This is a genomic window from Kitasatospora sp. NPDC028961, assembly GCF_055564815.1.
The window spans coordinates 25,567-43,409 of record NZ_JBVHVO010000035.1; the positions used below are offsets into that span (position 1 = coordinate 25,567).

The 17,843-nt window shown below is 74.1% G+C and carries 18 protein-coding genes; 11 read left to right on the plus strand and 7 right to left on the minus strand.

Going from position 1 to position 17,843, the window contains the following annotated elements; all coding sequences use genetic code 11:
* Window positions 1-163: 163 nt before the first annotated feature.
* A complete protein-coding gene (locus ACZ4UX_RS33850) occupies window positions 164-1,657 on the minus strand; it encodes an alpha/beta hydrolase family protein (protein WP_465709441.1) in 1,494 nt (497 codons plus the stop codon).
* Window positions 1,658-1,983: 326 nt separating this feature from the next.
* Between ACZ4UX_RS33850 and ACZ4UX_RS33855 the strand changes: the two genes are divergently transcribed.
* The 3 genes from ACZ4UX_RS33855 to ACZ4UX_RS33865 all read left to right on the plus strand — a co-directional run bounded on the left by ACZ4UX_RS33855 (window position 1,984) and on the right by ACZ4UX_RS33865 (window position 5,170).
* Window positions 1,984-3,273, plus strand: coding sequence for a sensor histidine kinase (locus tag ACZ4UX_RS33855; RefSeq protein WP_465709442.1), 1,290 nt, complete (start codon window positions 1,984-1,986; stop codon window positions 3,271-3,273).
* Window positions 3,270-3,935, plus strand: coding sequence for a response regulator (locus ACZ4UX_RS33860; protein WP_465709443.1), 666 nt, complete (start codon window positions 3,270-3,272; stop codon window positions 3,933-3,935). The genes ACZ4UX_RS33855 and ACZ4UX_RS33860 overlap by 4 nt, the downstream gene beginning before the upstream one ends.
* A 488-nt stretch (window positions 3,936-4,423) precedes the next feature.
* Window positions 4,424-5,170 carry a phosphotransferase family protein gene (locus tag ACZ4UX_RS33865; RefSeq protein ID WP_465709444.1) on the plus strand — a complete coding sequence of 249 codons (747 nt, stop codon included), beginning with the start codon at window positions 4,424-4,426 and terminating at the stop codon, window positions 5,168-5,170.
* Window positions 5,171-5,207: 37 nt separating this feature from the next.
* On the opposite strand, the gene ACZ4UX_RS33870 is transcribed toward ACZ4UX_RS33865, so the two are convergent.
* From ACZ4UX_RS33870 to ACZ4UX_RS33880, 3 genes are all read right to left on the minus strand, one after another.
* Window positions 5,208-5,408 carry a hypothetical protein gene (locus tag ACZ4UX_RS33870; RefSeq protein ID WP_465709445.1) on the minus strand — a complete coding sequence of 67 codons (201 nt, stop codon included), beginning with the start codon at window positions 5,406-5,408 and terminating at the stop codon, window positions 5,208-5,210.
* Window positions 5,409-5,700: 292 nt separating this feature from the next.
* A complete protein-coding gene (locus tag ACZ4UX_RS33875; protein WP_465709446.1) occupies window positions 5,701-7,281 on the minus strand; it encodes an alkyl sulfatase dimerization domain-containing protein in 1,581 nt (526 codons plus the stop codon).
* Between the two features lie 512 nt (window positions 7,282-7,793).
* Window positions 7,794-8,957, minus strand: coding sequence for an FAD-dependent oxidoreductase (locus ACZ4UX_RS33880; RefSeq protein ID WP_465709447.1), 1,164 nt, complete (start codon window positions 8,955-8,957; stop codon window positions 7,794-7,796).
* Window positions 8,958-9,089: 132 nt separating this feature from the next.
* Here ACZ4UX_RS33880 and ACZ4UX_RS33885 point away from each other — a divergent pair, with 132 nt between their 5' ends.
* From ACZ4UX_RS33885 to ACZ4UX_RS33910, 6 genes are all read left to right on the plus strand, one after another.
* On the plus strand, window positions 9,090-9,812 hold the full coding sequence (locus ACZ4UX_RS33885) for a TetR/AcrR family transcriptional regulator (RefSeq protein ID WP_465709448.1): 723 nt from the start codon (window positions 9,090-9,092) through the stop codon (window positions 9,810-9,812).
* 343 nt (window positions 9,813-10,155) lie between these two features.
* Window positions 10,156-10,494: a beta/gamma crystallin domain-containing protein gene (locus tag ACZ4UX_RS33890; protein WP_465709471.1), complete on the plus strand. Its 339-nt coding sequence runs from the start codon at window positions 10,156-10,158 to the stop codon at window positions 10,492-10,494.
* A 269-nt stretch (window positions 10,495-10,763) separates the two neighbouring features.
* Window positions 10,764-11,783 (plus strand): LLM class flavin-dependent oxidoreductase, encoded by a 1,020-nt coding sequence (locus ACZ4UX_RS33895; RefSeq protein ID WP_465709449.1) that lies wholly within the window; start codon window positions 10,764-10,766, stop codon window positions 11,781-11,783.
* A 317-nt stretch (window positions 11,784-12,100) separates the two neighbouring features.
* On the plus strand, window positions 12,101-12,223 hold the full coding sequence (locus ACZ4UX_RS33900; protein WP_352297017.1) for a hypothetical protein: 123 nt from the start codon (window positions 12,101-12,103) through the stop codon (window positions 12,221-12,223).
* A 104-nt stretch (window positions 12,224-12,327) separates the two neighbouring features.
* Entirely contained in the window at window positions 12,328-13,182 is an 855-nt protein-coding gene (locus tag ACZ4UX_RS33905) for a glutathione S-transferase C-terminal domain-containing protein (protein WP_329485209.1), read from the plus strand.
* A 213-nt stretch (window positions 13,183-13,395) separates the two neighbouring features.
* Window positions 13,396-13,695 (plus strand): hypothetical protein, encoded by a 300-nt coding sequence (locus tag ACZ4UX_RS33910; RefSeq protein WP_465709450.1) that lies wholly within the window; start codon window positions 13,396-13,398, stop codon window positions 13,693-13,695.
* 142 nt (window positions 13,696-13,837) lie between these two features.
* Here the strand turns inward: ACZ4UX_RS33910 and ACZ4UX_RS33915 are convergent, their stop codons facing one another.
* Window positions 13,838-14,731: a LysR family transcriptional regulator gene (locus ACZ4UX_RS33915; protein WP_465709451.1), complete on the minus strand. Its 894-nt coding sequence runs from the start codon at window positions 14,729-14,731 to the stop codon at window positions 13,838-13,840.
* Between the two features lie 72 nt (window positions 14,732-14,803).
* On the opposite strand from ACZ4UX_RS33915, the gene ACZ4UX_RS33920 reads away from it, so the two are divergent.
* On the plus strand, window positions 14,804-15,217 hold the full coding sequence (locus ACZ4UX_RS33920) for a RidA family protein (protein WP_465709452.1): 414 nt from the start codon (window positions 14,804-14,806) through the stop codon (window positions 15,215-15,217).
* 90 nt (window positions 15,218-15,307) lie between these two features.
* On the opposite strand, the gene ACZ4UX_RS33925 is transcribed toward ACZ4UX_RS33920, so the two are convergent.
* Window positions 15,308-15,790, minus strand: coding sequence for a DUF3291 domain-containing protein (locus ACZ4UX_RS33925; protein ID WP_352297006.1), 483 nt, complete (start codon window positions 15,788-15,790; stop codon window positions 15,308-15,310).
* Between the two features lie 32 nt (window positions 15,791-15,822).
* On the minus strand, window positions 15,823-16,554 hold the full coding sequence (locus tag ACZ4UX_RS33930; protein ID WP_465709453.1) for a helix-turn-helix transcriptional regulator: 732 nt from the start codon (window positions 16,552-16,554) through the stop codon (window positions 15,823-15,825).
* Window positions 16,555-16,757: 203 nt separating this feature from the next.
* Between ACZ4UX_RS33930 and ACZ4UX_RS33935 the strand changes: the two genes are divergently transcribed.
* A complete protein-coding gene (locus tag ACZ4UX_RS33935) occupies window positions 16,758-17,330 on the plus strand; it encodes a hypothetical protein (protein ID WP_465709454.1) in 573 nt (190 codons plus the stop codon).
* Window positions 17,331-17,843: the final 513 nt, after the last annotated feature.

The following is a 17,843-nucleotide window of genomic DNA, read 5'->3' on the forward strand; positions in this document are numbered from 1 at the left end:
GCGCGAATGGGAGGGGAGACCCTTCGCAAGGGGGCAGGTCGAAACCCGTACACCTCAGTGGGGGGGGTTGAGGTTCTGTTGAGGAACCCCCCCGACCCCGCACGAGCTCTCCACGCTCGCCCGGCTCCGCCGGCCAACGCTGCTCAGCGGTTCTTCGGCGCGGCTATCCGGGGCGGTGGACGCTGAGCTCGCCGTACGCCGGGAGGACGGCGGCCAGGTCGCCGGCCTGGTCGCCGGGTGCGCCTCGCAGGACGGCGTCCAGGAAGGCGCGGGTGGCCGCGGCGACGACGCGCGGGCTCTCGGTGCGGCCCAGGGTGCCGACGATCGAGGGCACGGGCGGCAGATAGAGGGGGCCGTCCATGAAGGTGAGGTGCGCGGCGCCGGGGACGGTGAGCCGGTAGCTCGTCGCGGTACTGGACCCGAGCGCCTCGGTGAGGCGGGGCAGGTAGCGGGCGTCGGTCGCCGGGGTGATGGCCTGGGTGAGCGCGAGCACCGGCTGGACGAGGGACGGCGAGGTCGGGCCGTGGGGGAAGCCGTCCAGGTCGATGACGGCGTCGAACCGGTGGTCCTGCCGGGCCGCCTGCAGCGCCGCGGCCCCACCCATGGAGTGGCCGGCCACCGCGACCCGGCCGGTGTCCAGGCGTCCGTTCAGCGGGTCGGCGATCGCACCGCGGTCCAGACCGTCCAACTGGGTGAGGACGAAGCCGAGGTCGGCGGCCCGGATCGCGGTCCACCCGGCCGCGAGCTTCTCGTCCTCGTCCGGGTCGCCGCTGGAGGCGGTCTCGGTCGTGATCGTCCGGCCGTCGGCGAGGACGACGGCGGCGGAGTCGTACGGGTGGTCGAGGGCGGCGACCACGTACCCGTGGCTGGCCAGTTCCTCCGCCCAGGCGGTGTTCTGGGTGCGCACCCCGCCCGACCCGGGAGAGAACAGCACGAGGGGGAACCGGCCCCCGCCGCCGTCCACCGGGGCGTCGAAGACCGAGTGGGAGCGGGCGCGCGGCACGCCGTCGATCAGGAAGCCCGGCAGGCCGACCCCGTCGGCGAGGGCGCCGGAGACGGTACGCGCCTCCTGCTCCGTCCGTCCGAGGTACTGGGCCCGCCGCGTGCCCGAGGGGCTCCTCTGCGCGGGGTACCAGAGCTGGACCACGACCGTGCGCCGGTCGTCCGGGTCGGCGGTGAAGGTCTCGGGGCGCAGCGGGTCGGTCCACTGCACCACCCGGGTGCCGACCGCGAAGTCGCCCGACGGCTCGGGGAAGACGGGTACGGGGAAGGCCCAGGCGGCCGCCGGGCCGGTGGCGATCAGGCCGGCGCAGGCCAGTGATCCGGGCAGCGCCAGCCACCAGCGGGCCCGCCACGCGGGCCGGCCGGTACGGCGTCGCCGCAGGGGAAGGACGGCGAACGGCAACGCGAAGGCGGCGCCCGCCAGTACCGGCAGCATCTGCCAGCGGACTCCCGCCACGGCCAGCAGGATCGCGGACAGCACCTCGACCGCCCCGGCCGCGATCGTGACGCGCGGGCGGGCGGCGGGGGGCAGCCAGCGCGCCACCACCAGTGCGACGGCGCCCAGCAGGACAACTATTTCCAGGGGGGACATGGACAGCCCCGTGATGATCTCGGTCACCCGCCCATCGTCGGCGCCGGGCCTGCGCCGCCACATCGATCCCGGGTCGTCGCCGGGTACGACCGCGGTCGTCGTCCGGAGCGGGCCCCGTACGACCGCGGTGGCAACCGACTGCGCCGGACCAGCGGCCGGCCTGCGACCACGGGAGGTGGCGCGGCTCCTCCTGTGGTCGTATGCGGCCCGGTGCCGATCAGTCGCTGGACTCATGTGCGTCGCGGGGCCCGTGACCTACCGTGAACAGGGCCGCGGTACCTGCCGTGCGGCGCGAGGCGGACGTTTCCCGTACCCGCCTCGGCTGCGGGCGGTACGCGGACGTGGCCCCGGCCGGGGCCACGCCGGTGCTGGATCGACAGGAACGTGTGATGACCGAGGCGGCCGCGGAACCCGGCGCCACCCACCCGGTGCGCCGCCGCGACCGGGGGCGGTGGGCGCGTACGGCCCTGCGGCCGGCGCGGCACCCCGACCCGGCCACCGGGCGGGCGGCGCGACCGACATCCGCCGCCTGGCGCCGGGGCGTCCGGCTGCCACCCCTGGTCTGGGACTCGCTGCTGCCGGCGCTCCTGCTGCTCAACATCGTGACCACGGACGGGTCGCACGAGTTCCCGGCGGCGGTGGCCCTCACCGCCGCCCTCGCGCTGCCCCTGCTGTGGCGGCGCCGGGCCCCGCTCACGGTGTTCGCCGCCGTGACGGCCGCGGCCTTCGTCCAGTGGCTGATGGGCATCCAACTGCCGGCCGACGTGGCCCTGTTGGTGGCGCTCTACACGGCGGCCGCGAACTCGGGCCGCCGCGGGACGCTCGTCGCCGGTGCCCTCGTCGAGGCCGGCGCCCTGCTGGCCTGCCTCCGCTGGGCGCCGCACGGCGCGTTCCTGACCCCCTTCGTCGCGGTCACCGCGATGGTCGTCGCCGCCGCCGTGCTCGGTGTGAACGTGCGGACCACGCGCGCCTACCTCGCGGCCCTGGAGGAACGGGCCGACCGCCTGAGACAGCAACAGGACCAGCAGGCGCGCCTGGCCGTCGCCGAGGAGCGGACACGCATCACCCGGGAGATGCACGACATCGTCACCCACAACCTGTCCGTCATGGTCGCGCTCACCGACGCCGCCGTCTACGCGCAGCACCGCTCGCCCGACAAGGCCACCGCCGCGATGCTCCAGATCTCCGAGACCGGCCGACAGGCCCTGACCGACATGCGGCGCTCGCTCGGCATCCTGCGGACCGACGAGCCGGACGCGGAGCGCCACCCGCTGCCCGGCATCGCCCAACTGGAGGCGCTCGCCGACCAGATGTGCGCCGCCGGGCTGCCGACCGTCCTGGAGGTCCACGGCGGCCGCACCCACATCCCCGCCACCGCGCAACTCACCGTCTACCGCCTGGTACAGGAAGCCTTGACCAACACCCTGAAGCACACCCCCGCCGGCACCCGCGCGACGGTCCGAATCCGGTGCTCGACCGAGTCCGTCACCGTGGACATCACCGACAGCGGCCCCCGCCGGCCACGGCCCGCCGCCGCACCGTCCGGCCACGGCATCCCCGGCATGCGCGAGCGCTCGGCCGCCTACGGGGGCACGCTGCAGGCCGGGCCTCTCCCGGAGGGCGGCTGGGGAGTCCGTACCCGCCTCCTCCTCGACAGCGGCGGAGCGGCGTCCGCATGACCATCCGCATCCTGATCGCCGACGACGAAGCCCTGCTCCGGATGGCCTTCGCCACCGTCCTGGAGGCCCAACCCGACATGGCGCCGGTCGGCGAAGCCGCCGACGGCGCCGAGGCCGTGCGCCTCGCCCGGGAGCTGCGCCCCGATGTCGTCCTGATGGACGTCCGGATGCCCGGGACGGACGGGATCGAGGCGACCCGGCAGCTCGTCGAGATCGCCCCGCAGAGCAGAGTGCTCATCCTCACCACCTTCGACCTGGACGAATACGCCTTCGCCGGACTCAATGCCGGAGCCTCGGGCTTCCTGCTGAAGAACACCAGGCCCGAGGAACTGCTCACCGCGATACGCAACGTCGCCGCGGGCGACGCGGTGGTGTCCCCGCGGATCACCCGCCGCCTGCTGGAGAACTTCCGCCCGCACATCCCCGGCGGCGGCAGCGGCACCGACGGCGACGACCGGCTGAGCCGGCTCAGCGCCCGTGAACGCGAGGTGCTCGTCCAGGTGGGCCGCGGCCTGTCCAACAGCGAGATCGCGGCCACCCTGCACCTCGCGGAGGGGACGGTGAAGTCCCATCTGGGGCGGATCCTGCAGAAGCTCGAACTCCGCGACCGGGTCCAGGCCGTGATCTTCGCCTACGACACCCGCCTCATCCACCCGGCGTGATCCGCTGTCGCAGCAGCGCGAGGTGGGCGGCCGTGGCGTCGAGGTGAGCCCCGCAGGGCGCCGAGGTCCTGTCGCAGGTCGTCCAACGTCCGTTCCTCGGAGGCGATCTCCTGCCTGCCGAGCCTGGCCGGCTTCTTCATGGTGTCGCGGCCGCTCGGTATCCTCGTCCCGGTCATGGTGGTCCCTTTTCGCCGCGCGCCGGACGGTGGCGGCCGTCCCGGCGATCACCCGTGCCCCGGCACGGGAGCGCGGGCCGGCGGTGGCCGTTCCCCGAGGTCGGTGCGGCACGGGCGGCGTGAGCGGCGGCACGGCCGCCCCGCGCGTGCACACCTCCAGCCTTCCACCGGCCCCCGCCCGGGGCAGCCGGGCGGAGGCGTGCGGCGAGCCGGACCGCCCGGCTCGGCAGCGGGACGCAGCCGGGCGGGGCACGTCCCCGCACACGACAAATCCGGCGACATCGGCGGGCGTCCCCGGGATACTGGTCGGCCATGGATGAGGTCGAAGTCGTGGTCGCCCACTCCGAGCGCGCGACCCTGCGCGTCGGCGATGTGTTCCTGAAGGTCGACGCCGATCAGTCGCGCATCGACGTCGAGGTCGAGGCGATGTCCCTCGCGCCGGTCCCGACCCCGAAGGTCCTGTGGCGCAAGCCGCCCGTGCTCGCGGTCGCCGCGCTCCCGGGGGCGACGCTCGGGCGCCTCGGCGGCCCGTCGACCGGGTCGCCGGCGGCGTGGGCCGCGGCGGGCGCCGCCATCCGGAAGCTGCACGACGCGCCGCTGCCGCCCCGAACGGGCCGGGCCGGCCGGAGCATCGTCGCGCTGGCGGCGGAGCTCGACGCCGAGTGCGAGGCGCTCGTGGTGAACGGCGTCCTGCCCGCCGACCTGGTCACCCGGAACCGCCAGGTCGCCGAGGCCGCGCTCCGGCCGTGGACTCCGGCGTTCACGCACGGCGATCTGCAGATCGCGCACGTGTTCGTCGACGGCGGCGAGGTCACCGGCATCATCGACTGGTCCGAGGCGGGCCGGGGTGACGCCCTGTACGACCTGGCCACCTTCACGCTCGGGCACGAGGAGCACCTCGACGACGTCGTCGCCGGCTACGGCACCGACCTCGACCTCGACGTGATCCACGGGTGGTGGTCGTTGCGGAGCCTGCTGGCGGTTCGCTGGCTGATCGAGCACGGCTTCGACCCCTTCGCGCCGGGCTGCGAGGTCGACGTGCTGAGATCCCGGATGTGAGGCTGCGGCCGGTCCGCCGAGCTCGTCGTCGCCCTGTTCAGCTCCCGGGCCGGGCGGCGATGCCGGCGACGAGGATGGCCGGGCCGCGCTCGAACCGCCGGTCGTACCCGCCGAACCGGTCCGCACCGGCGTCGGCCGCGAGCGGGTGGGCCGAGCCGATCCGCTCGGCCCGTTCGGCGGCGTCGTAGCCGGGCGCGCGTTCGCCGGGCATCGGGTGGACGGCCTGCTCCTCGATCACGAAGCGATGAGCCCGCGCCGTTATCGAACGGTTGCGGTCGATCGACCGGAAGGGACGACAGGCCGGCCGGGGACCGCGCATCCCCTTCGCGGCCTGTCTCTCCTTGGCCTGTGAGTTGACCGATCGCCAGAATCGCAGGTGGGGGAACGCCGTCAGCGGCATCCGTTCGGTGCGGGCCTCGGCTTCGGCGGAGGTCGCCGGCCGCACGCCGACGGCGGGCCGGGGTCGGTGCTTCCCCGGCCCGTTCCAAACGGGCTGTGCGGTTGTCCCGCCCGGCGGCCCGAATCCGGTCCTAGCCGAGCGGGTTGGCGTAGGAGGCCAGATCGGCGACGGTCTGCGCGAAGCGGGTGACCACCGTGCCCGGGGTGAGGACGTCGGCGGCGGCGGTCAGCAGCGCGTTGCGCAGCCGGGCCTGGGCGGCGAGGTAGCCGAGCTGGGTGAGCGCCTTGGACTGCAGGGCGCGGGCCTGCTGCGCTGTCTTGTCCGGGACGGCCAGCGGGATCGCGGAGGCGGAGATCACCGGGTCGAGCAGCAGGACGGCCTTCGCGTAGTCCGGCACCGCGTCGTCGTACGCCTTCTGTGCGGCGTCCACCGCCTTGCCCGCGCTGCCCGGCAGCAGCAGGCCGGCCTTGGCCGTGGCGGCCAGTTGGGGCGCGCCGAGGGAGGTGCCGGTCAGGCGGGCCCACACTTCGCGCACCGTGCGGGACGGGGTGTCCAGGTAGCCGGGTGTGGCGAGCAGTGCGGTGGCGGCGCCCGCGTCCGGCACGGCGGTGGCGGCCGTGCGGCGGGCGGACAGCCAGACGGACACCCGGCCCGTCTTCCCCTCGTCATCCAGGTCCCACACCGGGTGCCCGTACGCGGACGTGCCGACCTGTGCCGTGGCGGCGAAGGCGGTGACGGCCGCGTTCAGCAGGTCGGCGCGGTTCTTGCCCGGGGAGCCCAGCAGACCGTCGCCGGCGAGGTGGACGGTCTTGTGCGCGGGCAGGTAGACGTTCAGCTCGGCGGGGGAGGCGTGCCCGCTCGCGGGCTGGAGCACCAGCTGGATCCCGGCGGCCTCGACCAGGTACAGCCCCTGCTGCCAGGCGATGCCGGTGGAGGCGGGCCAGTCGGCCTTGGACGTCGGGGCGGAGAGCGGGCCGCCGACGGTGCGGGTCGGGGCGAGGAAGGTCGGGGAGCCGACCGCGACGGTCCGGCCGAGGTCGGAGTCGACGAGGCCACGCGGGGAGGCGCTCAGCCGGGTGCCGTAGGCGTAGTCGACGAGGCGGGCGTTGTGCGCGCCCTCGGTGACCTGGCGCATCGTGGCATCGGCGAGGAACCCGTCGGGCGCCAGGATCTGCAGGCCGGGGGGCACGGTGTCGCCGAACAGGGCGCGCACACCGCCGAAGTGGTCCACCCCGCTCTGGGTGTAGACCACGGCCTGCACCGGAAGGGACTGCCCGCGGTAGTCGTTCTCGTGGCTGCGGTACAGCTCGATGGCCGCGCGGGCCGTCTCGTACGAGCCGAGCGGGTCGATCACCACCAGGCCGGTGGTGCCGACGACGATGGTCATGTTGGCGAGGTCGCACCCGCGCACCTGGTAGAGGTTGTTCGCCGCCTGGTACAGCCCCGACGTGGCGTTGTTCACCTGGCCCTGGCGCCAGACCGGGGCCGCGACCGAGCCCGGGCGGTCCGCCTGCACGAAGTCGAAGGCCTCGCAGTTCCAGGCGATGTCCTTGCCGTCCCGGCGAGCGACGACGGGGTTGGGGAAGGTGGCGACCAGGCCCCGGTTGGCATCCCGGAAGTCCAGCGGGTCACCGGTGACCTGCTTGGTGCCGGCCTCGTTCTGCTGCACGACGTACGCGGTCGGTTGCACGGGCGAGAAACTGTCGGTCACGGGCAGGACTCCTCTACAGGGCAGGGCAGGGTGGGGTCCGTGCGCTTCCCCGCGCACGGCGATCACCGACACTAAGCGTGACGTGTCGTGCACACAACGGCACGAGTGTTCAGTCTGGCCGGAACCGGCGCCGCCCGTCCGGTCCGACGCCCGGATCGCCATGGCCCGGCCCCCGCCCGCGTCTTCGGGGTTGTCCGAAACCAACGTCCACCGAAGGACGGCAGCCCGAAGCCGACAGCCCCGGCCTGACTGCTGGTCCGCCGTGGGCTGTACCGCCGGCGTGTCCGGTACCTGAACGGTCGGGCGGGTGGCTTTCCAGAGGGAAGTAAGCGGTCTTGCAGGTAACTACCCGGCGCGCGCTACGTTTCGTCGCGCTCGGCGTGCTGGGGGCTCGCTGCCGGATCCGTGCTCGTGTGCGCGGGATCCGTTCTGCGTCCACCTACCGCCGGGCGCGCGGCTCCTGGGGTGGTCGGCGGTCCGCGGGGGCGGGGCTGGGCGACCGGACCGGCGGCTCACCCCACCGGTCCGCCGCCGGTGAAGAACTCGACCAGCCCGTACGGTGCCCGGTCGCCGATGCAGAGGTCCAGGATCGCGGACGCACGCGTGGCGGCGCTCGCGCTCCGGGGGAACAGCTCCGCCTCGTACGCGGCGAGGGCCGCTTCGGTGTCGCCGGGGTACGCGGCGATCGCCCGCCCGAGCTCGGCGCCGTCGAGCATCGCGAGGTTGGCGCCCTCGCCCGCCGGGGGCGCCAGGTGTGCGGCGTCGCCGAGCAGCGTCACCCCGGGCACGCGGTCCCAGCGGTGACCCGCCGGCAGCGTGTGCAGGACGCGCCCGACGGGTGCGCTCTCGCCCTCGGTGATCAGCGCGGTGAGCTGCGGGGCCCACCCCTCGAACTCCGCGGCCACCGCGGCCCTGGCCGCGTCCGCGTCGGTGAAGTCGATCCCGGCGATCCAGTCGGCGGGGCGGGTCAGCTGGACGTAGGTGTGCAGCACTCCCTCGGCCTCCCGGTGTGCGGAGATCCCCTGCCCGGGGGCGAGCGCGAACATCGACCCGGCGCCGACCGCCGCGGCCGCCGCCGGGTGCCGCTCGTCGGCGTCGTAGAGGTAGGTCTCGACGAAGCACGTGCCGAGGTACTCCGGCTCCGCACCGGAGAGCAGGGGCCGGATCCGGGACCAGGCGCCGTCGGCGCCGACGAGCAGTCCGGTGGTCACGGCCGACCCGTCCGTGAACGCCACCTCGTGCCGGCCGCCGCCGAGGGGCCGGGCCCCGGCGACCTTCCGCCCCCAGACGACCGTCCCTTCGGGCAGCGATTCGACCAGGATCCGGCGGAGGTCGCCGCGGAGCACCTCGGGGCGCCGGCCGGTGCCGTCGTCGGGCTCGTCCAGCAGCACCGTGCCGTGCCGGTCGAGCACCCGGGAGGCCTCGCCGCCCTCGTGGATGATCGCGCGGAACTCCTCGGTGAGGCCGGCCGCCGCCAGCGCGCGCTGCCCGTCGTGCTCGTGGATGTCGAGCTGGCCGCCCTGCGTCCGGGCCTGCGGGGAGGGCTCGGCCTCGTAGACCGTCGCGGGGATGCCGTGGACGTGCAGGACGCGGGCGAGCACCAGCCCGCCGAGCCCGGCGCCGATGATCGTGACGGGAGTGCCGGGTGCGTTCGGCACGGTCGGTGCGGTGGTCATGGCGGTGCCCTCTCTGCTCGCGGGCGGTCTCGGCCCGGGCCGAACCGTGGAACGTCGTTCCAGGGCCAGACTGGAACACCGTTCCAGCCCTGTCAAGCTGGAACGTCGTTCCAGGTGTGCCAGGATGGAGGCATGGCAACCAGCGCGCGCCGCGCCGAGCGGCGGGAGGAGCCGCTCTCCCGCGAACGCATCGTCGAGACGGCCGTCGAACTCCTCGACCGGTCCGGCGAGGGCGGTCTCACCTTCCGCGCCCTGGCGCAGCAGCTCGCCACCGGTCCCGGCGCGATCTACTGGCACATCGCGAACAAGGACGAGCTCCTCGGCGCGGCCACCGCCGCCGTCCTCACCGGCGCCCTCACCGCCGCCGCCCCCGGCAGCACGCCGCAGCAGGCCGTCCGCTCCCTGGCGCTGGGCGTCTTCGACGCGATCGACGCCCACCCCTGGGTCGGCGCCCAGCTCGCCCGGCCCTTCTCGCCGTCGCCGCTGCTGCGCCTGATGGAAGGCCTCGGCCGCCAGGTCCAGGCCCTCGGCGTCCCCGAACCCGAGCTGTTCGGCTCGGCGTCCGCCCTGCTGCACTACATCCTCGGGGTGAGCAACCAGAACGCCGCCAACGCCGTCGCGGCCGCCACCCACCGCCCGCCGACGAGCCGGACCGCCTTCCTGGCCGCCACCTCCACCGCCTGGGCGGAGCTCGACCCCGACGAGTTCGCGTTCGTCCGCACCGTCGCCGGCCAGATGCGCGAGCACGACGACCGCGAGGAGTTCCTCACCGGTATCGACCTGATCCTGACCGGCATCACCGCCCGGCTCCGAGCGGCGGCCCCGCCGGCGACCGGGCCCGCGCACGAGGTCTGACCCCGGTTGTTCGGCCGCCGGGTGCCGCGCCGTCGCGACTGGCTCCGGGTCCGGAAATCCCCGGCTCCTCGGCCGGCCCCGCGGGAGCCGATCTCCACGAACGGGTGAAATTCCTCCCGGGTCATTCGTGTCCGGAACATATCCGCCGGACGGGGGAACGGCGGTCGCTATGTTGGCTGTCCCGGACCCCCTCGGCCCGGGCCCCGGCCGGGGCCCGGGGCGGTCTTCCGTCGGTCCCGTGCCTCGGCGACCTCAACACTCCGCCCGGGCGCGACACCGCCGACGGGGCCGGGCACCATGCGTCGGTTTCCCCCAGCAAGGAGAGCTCGTGCTTTCGAAGAAGATGAGGCTCGCGCGTTCCCTGGCCGTGGCACTCGCCACGGCCACCGCGTTCACCATCACCCTGCCGAGCGGCAACGCCTACGCCATCAACCACGTGGAGTGCGTCGGCGGCGAGGACTTCCTGAAGATCTGGTCGCACCTCGACGGGCGCCAGAGCGTCGACTGCTACGCGAACGCCGGAAGGACGAGCTTCGGCAACTGGTGGGTCGACCGCATCCAGACCGGGAACAACGACCTGATCTACTACGACGCCAACGGCGACTCGGTGCGGATCGACCGCTGGCACGACATCACCTTCCCCAACAACCCTCCGAAGGTGAAGGACATCCAGATCCTCTGACGCGTTGACGGTTCCCCGGCGGGCCGCCGCTCTGCGCGCGGGCGGCGGCCCACGCGGAACCGACCGGGCGACGTCTCTCGCCCCCGGACCGCGCGGTCCTTGACGGGCGCGTCACGTGCGTGTTTCCCCGGATTGCGCTTGCGGTGGAGCACTTGAGCGCCGCCGGGCGTTGTGTGAGTGTGGGGCCGACGTCCGGTGATCGAAATCCGGGCCGTGACAGTCGAACCGCGCAGCTCCGACCGGGCCCGTCGCGGAGGACGGAGGAACCGGTGCCCTCGCCCTCGCAACCGCTTCGGAAGCTGGGATTCCTGACCATCGGCCTGTTCGACCCGGCCGATCCCCGCCACGGGCACGAGTCGACGCTGCGGCTCGTCGAACTCGGCGAGCGCCTGGGATTCGACAGCGCCTGGCTGCGCCACCGGCACCTGCAGTACGGGATCTCCTCGCCCCTCGCGGTGCTGGCCGCGGCCACCCAGCGCACCAGCCGCATCCACCTGGGCACGGCGGTCATCCCGCTGGGGTGGGAGAACCCCCTGCGGCTGGCCGAGGACCTGGCGACCGTCGACCTCCTGTCCGGCGGCAGGCTCAACCCCGGTGTCAGCGTGGGCCGTCCCGGGCACTACGACCGGATCGCCCCCGCGCTCTACCCCGACACCGCCGAAGCCGAGGACTTCAGCTACGAACGGGTGCGCCGGCTGCTGGACTTCGTCCGCGGCGAGCGGGCCACCGACTTCAGCGGGACCGAGGGCATCGAGGTGTACTCCGACCGCGTCCAGCCCGTCGCGCCCGGTCTGGCGGACCGCCTGTGGTACGGCGGCGGGAGCCTGCGCTCGGCCCGGTGGGCGGGCGAGCAGGGGCTGAGCCTGCTCACCAGCAGCGTGGTGCGGGCCGAGGAGTCGGAGGACTTCGCCGAGATCCAGCGCTCGCAGATCGCCGCCTTCCGCGCCCACCACCCCGCCGGTGCCGGCGCCCGGGTCTCCCAGGGGCTGGTCGTCATCCCCACCGACGGAGCCTCGGCGCAGCAGCGCGCCAAGTACCGCGATTACGTGCGCAGTCGGATCCCGCGCACCACCGCCCCGCAGGGGCCGGCGCGGATGCTCTTCGCCCCGGACCTGATCGGCTCGTCCGCCGAGATCGCCGAGCAGCTCTACGCCCACGCCGGGTTCCGGGAGGTCGACGAGGTCGTCTTCGCACTGCCGTTCTCCTTCGACTTCGAGGACTACGTCCAGATCCTCACCGACATCGCCACCGGCCTCGGCCCCGCGCTCGGCTGGCGGCCCGCGCACTGAGACACCCCTGCCGCGGCCGTCCCCGCGGCGCGCCTGACGTGAAGTCAGGGGGTCCCGGCCGGGCACCGCTCCTCGGCCGCCCCGCCGGGACCCGGGGGCGAACCCACGGCCGGCGCACCGGCGTTCGCTACGAGCCGCCGTCTTCTGCGGGCGCGCCGGTCCGGCCGGAGCGGGACGCGCGTCCCACCATGCGGGACGGTCGGTCCTCCGGCGCCGGGGCCCTTGACGCGGCGCGGATCCGGGATGACACTCCGGAGCAGGAATCCTCGAACGTGGGTGGGAGAGCCGTGAGGCACGTGGAGCCGGTCGTCGATGGCGTGGCCCACGCTGTCCGGCTGCGCCCGGTGCTGACGTGCCGCCGCCACATCGACCTGCAGCGGGTCTGCAGCAGCCTGGCAGGAGCGCCCGCTCCCCACGGCCCGGCGGCCTTCGCCGTCTGATTCCCCACCGGGCGCTCGCCCGCCCCGAGTTCCGCCCTCGCCCGCTCCTCCCGCACCCGATGCGTCGCACGCGCGTGCGCGCACCCCCGACCCCTGGGAGACCCATGTCCGACGCCTCCTCCTCCGCCGTCCCCTCCCTCCGCGGCCGGATCGGCCGCGACGCCCGCAGCGGGTACTACGCCGTGCCGCACCGCTACCGGCTGCACCTCACGCTGTCCTGTCCGCACTGTCTGCAGATCGCCGTCACCCACAGCCTGCTCGGCCTCGACGACACCCTCCCGGTGACCCTGCTGCCGGCGCTGCCGGACGACGGCGCCGGCGGGTACCTGGCGCTGCGGCCGCTGTACGAGGCGAGCGCGCACCAGTACCCCGGACCGGCCGTGGCGCCGGTGCTCAGCGACAGCTGGAGCGGACGGATCGTCAGCACCGACACCACCGAGATCCTCACCGACCTGGCCCGGCGGTTCCCCGGCCCCGACCTCCACCCCTGCGGCCTCGACACGGCGATCGAGGCGGTCCGGGAGCTGTGCGAGCGGAGCATCAACGCCCCGGCCCAACGCGCCGGCCGGGCCGACGCCACCGCGGCCGAGCGCGCGACGGCCCTGCGGAGCCTGCTCGACGGGCTGGCCGCGATCGAGCACCGCCTGGCCACCCGGGAGTTCCTGCTGGGCGAGGAGCTGACCCTCGCGGACGTGGAGCTCTGGGTGACCCTGGTGCGGCTGGACACCGTGCACCGCTGGCACCTGGACGCCACCGCCGTGCATCGCATCGCCGAGCACTCCCGGGTGTGGGCCCACGCCCGCCGGCTCGCCGGACACCCCGCCTTCGGCCGCCACCTCGATCTGGACGGCATCGCCCGCCGCCACCACACCCGCTGCCAGGGCGAGGAGGCCGCGGGCGCGGCGATCCAGATCGTCGACTGGGCGGAGCACGCCCAGCGGCGGGTGCACTCCGGCTGAGCGGCGGCGTCGGCCGGGAGGCCACCACGAGCCCGTACCTGTGCCGGTAGCTCGTAGCTCTGCCTGCGCCCCCGTCGCCGCCCTCGTTCCCGTCGATGCCGGAGAGGTCGGAGAGGCGGCTGGTCCGGTCGGCTGTCACGGCGTGCGCGTGGTGGCGGCCGGGGGTTGGCTGGTCGGGGTGGTTACCTGGACGCCGATGAAGGAGGACTGGTCATGGCCGTGGTGATGTCGATGCTCTGGGCCGACGCGACGCCGGAGCAGTACGACACGGTGCGGGACGCCGTGGACTGGGAGCAGGTCCCCGGGGCGGGGGGACAGCTGCATGTGGCCTGGTTCGACGCGCGGGGCCTCCACGTGACCGATGTGTGGGAGTCCCGGGAGGCGTTCGAGGCGTTCATGGCCCAGCGCCTCACCCCCGCGATCGCGAAGGCCGGGATCAGCGGGGCTCCGAAGGTGTCCTTCGCCCCGCTCCACCGCCGGTACGTCGCGCCCGGGATCACCGGCGCGGCATAGCGACTCCTGACACGTGCACCCCCGCGGCGCCGAGCTCGTACGGCGCCGCCCGTCGGGGCGGCCGGACCGTGCCCAGCCCGGCCGCCCCGACCACCGGCCGGCCCCCAGCCGGAGCGTGCCGCCACCGGCCCACCGAACGGGTTCAGGGTTCGCGACGGGCTTCCTCCAGGAACCGCGCGACCAGGGGGTTCCGGTCGACGCGCCGCCAGCTCATCGCGACGGTGGTGCGTGTGGTGTTCGGCTCGATCCGGCGGTACGCGACGCCTTTCAGCCGGATCCGGCGGATGCTCGCCGGGGCGAGCGAGACGCCGAGCCCCGCCTCCACGAGCGCGGAGACCGTCTGCCACTCCACCGCCTGCTGTCCGAGGCGCGGCTCGAATCCCGCGTCGCGGCACAGGTGGAGGATCCGGTCGAGCACTGTCGGTCCGGCGCTGCGGGGCAGCAGCACGAACGGCTCGCCCGCCAGCGCCTCGACGGGGACCACGCGTCGGGCCGCGAGGGGGTGGGACCGCGGCAGGACGGCGACGAACTCCTCGGACAGGATCATCTCGTTCATCAGCCCCGGCTCGTCCGGCGGCTCCCGCAGGAGCCCGAGGTCGATCACCTGCTCGTGCAGGGCGGTCACCTGCACCGCCGTGGTCATCTCCCGGATCTCCATCTCCACCGCGGGGTACCGGTCGTGGTAGCTGCGCAGCAGGCCCGGCAGGATGCTCAGCGCGAGTGACCCGGAGAAGCCGATCCGGATGCGACCGGCCTCGCCGTCGGCGACGGCCCGCGCCGCGCTCAGTGCGGCGGCGACCTCGTCGAGCGCGTGCCGCGCGGCCGGCAGGAGCTCCTGTCCTGCCGCGGTGAGCGCGACCCGGCCCGGCGCCCGGGTGAACAGCGGGTGCCCGACCTTCGCCTCCAGACGGCGGATCTGCTGGCTGAGCGGCGGTTGTGCGATGCCCAGCCGCTCCGCCGCGCGTCCGAAGTGGAGTTCCTCGGCGAGCACGGCGAAGGCGTGGAGTTGGTGCAGTCCGAGTTCCGGGCGATCCATACCGCCAGAGATATCACACGATGGTTCTCGTGCTATTGGACATATCACCGCTGGCTGCCTAGCTTTCGCCGCATGACAGAGCGACGCGCGATCCTGAGCGGTTCCACCTTCGAAGAGGAGATCGGCTACGCCAGGGCGGTGGTGGACGGCGACCGGGTGCACGTGTCGGGGACGACCGGGTTCGACTACCCGACCATGACCATCTCCGACGACGTGGTGGAGCAGGCGGAGCAGTGCCTGCGCAACATCTCGGAGGCACTGGCACAGGCGGGCTGCACCTTCGCGGACGTCGTCCGGGTCAGGTACCTCCTGCCCGATCGCGAGGACTTCCCGCCGTGCTGGCCCGCCCTGCGCCGCACCTTCGGGGCGGTGCGACCGGCCGCGACGATGCTCGAATGCGGCCTCTCCGACCCCCGGATGAAGATCGAGATCGAGGTCGACGCACGACTGCCCGCAGGGCCGGGTACCGTCTCCGCCGCTGACTGACCCGGCAGGCGGCGCCCCGGACCGGGGGCCCGGCCGCCGACCGCCGTCGAGGGCGGAACCGGTGTCACGGAGCGGGCTGCGGAGCCGGTGTCACGGCGCGGGCTGCGGGGCGGCCTCGGTGGGCGTGAACGAGGACGCGAAGGTGAAGGCGCGGGGAGACGGACCGTGCTCCCGCAGGTCGGCCAGTCGTGCCAAGGCCTCGCCGACGGTGGGGAGGTGACCGGCGGGGATCCACCAGAGCACCAGGTGTGCCTCGGCGTGCCGGTGGAACCACTCGCGCCGCCGCCGTGTCGCGTCCAGGTGGCCGCTGCGGTAGGTGAAGTCCCAGAGGGCTTCCTGGCTCTCCCACACCGACAGGTTGACGATGACGTTCTCGCCTGCCGGGCGCAGTCCGGTCGCGTCGGCCTCGCCGTCCTCGGTGAGCCGCCACACGAAGCCGGGCGCACCGTCGGCGGCGGTGTTGATCGGTTCGAGCAGCTCGACGAACGGTGCGGTGCGGGGGTCGTCGAGGGGGTGCCGGAGGGTGGCGACGTTGAGCTGGGCCAGGTGGAGGGCGTGAGTGGAGGAGGTCATGGCCTCATCCCAGCACGGCTCGCTTTTCTATGTCAATCAGTATTGGTTTTAGAAGGCTCGACGATCACGCAGCAGTCCCCGGGCCGGGCGTCCATCCGGGCGCGGACGGGGCCGTCCACTCCGAGCAGCCCTTCCAGGAGGGCCAGGTTCATGCCGCAGACGAGGGGCGGAAAGCGCTCGGAGACCGCATGGAAGGGACAGTTGCGCATGCGGACCACCCCCGCTTCGGCCGCCGCCCCGGTCGCCTCCTCGACGCCGTCGGCGGCGTCGTCGCCCTCGGCGCCCCGGTCCTCCTCGGGGATGTCCAGGCGCGGCTCGTACCCGCGCGCGGCCAGCAACTCCATGGCCTCCGCGAGACCGCCGCAGGGTTCCGCCGAGCCGCGCAGCGCCTCCCCCCGGCGGCGCGCGGCCGCGTACAGCCCGGAATCCAGCCCGGCCTGCTCGGCGGCCTCCGCGAGCAGCTCGGCGACGGTCCGGTAGTCACGGGCGGGCAGGGATACCGAGCGCTCGCCCGGCGCCCGCGTGTACACCTTGGCCGGACGGCCCGCCCCCGGCCCCGAGCGGCCCGACAGCCGCCGGCTGCCGCTCTCCAGCAGCCCGGCCTCGGCCAGCCGGTCCAGATGGTGCGCGGCGAGAGTGCGCGCCACCCCGGCCGCCTCGGCGGCCTCGTTGCGGCCGACCTCGCGGCCCTGCGCCACCACGTACTCGTACAGGCGTCGCCGCACCGGATCCTGCAACAGCGCGATCGCGTCGATGTCGTTCACCCCGCCATTCTAGGAACAACGCGGATCGGAGATAGAAGGGTCCCCCTCGCCCCCGACCACCCGCCGGCCCCTTGGCGGCCGGGCAGCTCGACCCTCGCTCGGGTCGTTGCCGGGCGGGTGTGGGAGAGTGCGCCCGGATGATTTGAACGCGTTCAATCCTGGGGGTGGAGTGATTGGGCCAGCGGAGTGCTTCGGTCCGGACGGTGTTCGTGGCCGTTGCGGTGGTACTGCTCGGTGCGTTGCCGGTCGGGGTGGTCGTGTGGTTGCCCGCCGAGCACGGGACCATCGTCTTCCTGGAGGCGGTCGTGGGGGTGGCCGTACTGATCCTCGTGGCCCGGCTGGCGACCGGCCGGTCGGCGGAGCAGTGGAGGCGTGAGCTTCACTGGGTGGGAAAGGCGATGGTGCGTTACCTCGCCTGCTGTTTCGTTCCACCGGCTCTGGTGTTCGTCGTACTGGGGCTGTTGGCGTCGGGCGGACGGGGATGGGACGGGTTCGCGCGGGCGGACTTCGCGACGTACGTGTGGCCGCTGTCCATCGTGGCCTGCCTGGTGACGTTCCCCACCCTCGTGCTCCTTCTGGCGGTGGCGCCGAGGGCGGGCCGGGGTGGTGGGGTGGGAGCCGTCGTCGCCCTGGTGCCCAGTGCCCTCCCGCTGCTGGTCGGGCTCGTGTTCGGGTCCTGGCCGGCCGTGCTGCTGGTGGTCCTCCAGGTCCTCTACGCGTGCTTTCTGATGCCGGGCTGCCTGGACTGGATGCACGAGCGTCCCTTGGACGACTGACGGTCTCGGCGACGGGGTGATCCCCCCGGAGACCACCCCGTAGGGGAGTCCGTCGGTGCCGTCGTCACCTGCGGCGCGGTCCCGCCCCGCTTCGTGCACTGGCGGGCCGAGTAGCAGCACGGTCGGCGGGGGCGCGTCCCGGCGGCCCTGCTGAGGGTGGCGCGGAGGTCGAGCCGCTCGCCCGCGGAGAGGAGCGCCACGCCCTTCCCGGGACGGCGGGCCGGCAGCCGCCGGGCCGAGCGGTGCCCGACCCGCCACGGGTGGGAGACGATTCCGGCCATCGTCGGCTGCGGCGAGGCGGGCGGCACGGGCTGGTGGGGACCGGCGTCCGACGGCCCCGCACGATGCCGGTGGAGGATCCCGCGCCGGGTGTCGAGCCGACCCGGCACCTGGCTCCGCCGTGCCCACGGCATGCGGGGGCGGGCCCAGCGGTCCGAGGCCTTTCCGGGCGCCGCCGCCGCGTACCGGCGCTTCTCCGGTGCCGCCCGCTCGCGACTCCGCCGGTCGTGGTCG

Bases quoted from the DNA above. Each gene is read 5' to 3' on its own strand.
- ACZ4UX_RS33905 (WP_329485209.1), top strand. From the start codon at position 12,328: ATGTCCGACGCCTCCTCCTCCGCCGTCCCCTCCCTCCGCGGCCGGATC.
- ACZ4UX_RS33855 (WP_465709442.1), top strand. From the start codon at position 1,984: ATGACCGAGGCGGCCGCGGAACCCGGCGCCACCCACCCGGTGCGCCGC.
- ACZ4UX_RS33915 (WP_465709451.1), bottom strand. From the start codon at position 14,731: ATGGATCGCCCGGAACTCGGACTGCACCAACTCCACGCCTTCGCCGTG.
- ACZ4UX_RS33925 (WP_352297006.1), bottom strand. From the start codon at position 15,790: ATGACCTCCTCCACTCACGCCCTCCACCTGGCCCAGCTCAACGTCGCC.
- ACZ4UX_RS33920 (WP_465709452.1), top strand. From the start codon at position 14,804: ATGACAGAGCGACGCGCGATCCTGAGCGGTTCCACCTTCGAAGAGGAG.
- ACZ4UX_RS33865 (WP_465709444.1), top strand. From the start codon at position 4,424: ATGGATGAGGTCGAAGTCGTGGTCGCCCACTCCGAGCGCGCGACCCTG.
- ACZ4UX_RS33885 (WP_465709448.1), top strand. From the start codon at position 9,090: ATGGCAACCAGCGCGCGCCGCGCCGAGCGGCGGGAGGAGCCGCTCTCC.
- ACZ4UX_RS33880 (WP_465709447.1), bottom strand. From the start codon at position 8,957: ATGACCACCGCACCGACCGTGCCGAACGCACCCGGCACTCCCGTCACG.
- ACZ4UX_RS33890 (WP_465709471.1), top strand. From the start codon at position 10,156: ATGAGGCTCGCGCGTTCCCTGGCCGTGGCACTCGCCACGGCCACCGCG.
- ACZ4UX_RS33850 (WP_465709441.1), bottom strand. From the start codon at position 1,657: ATGTGGCGGCGCAGGCCCGGCGCCGACGATGGGCGGGTGACCGAGATC.
- ACZ4UX_RS33910 (WP_465709450.1), top strand. From the start codon at position 13,396: ATGGCCGTGGTGATGTCGATGCTCTGGGCCGACGCGACGCCGGAGCAG.
- ACZ4UX_RS33860 (WP_465709443.1), top strand. From the start codon at position 3,270: ATGACCATCCGCATCCTGATCGCCGACGACGAAGCCCTGCTCCGGATG.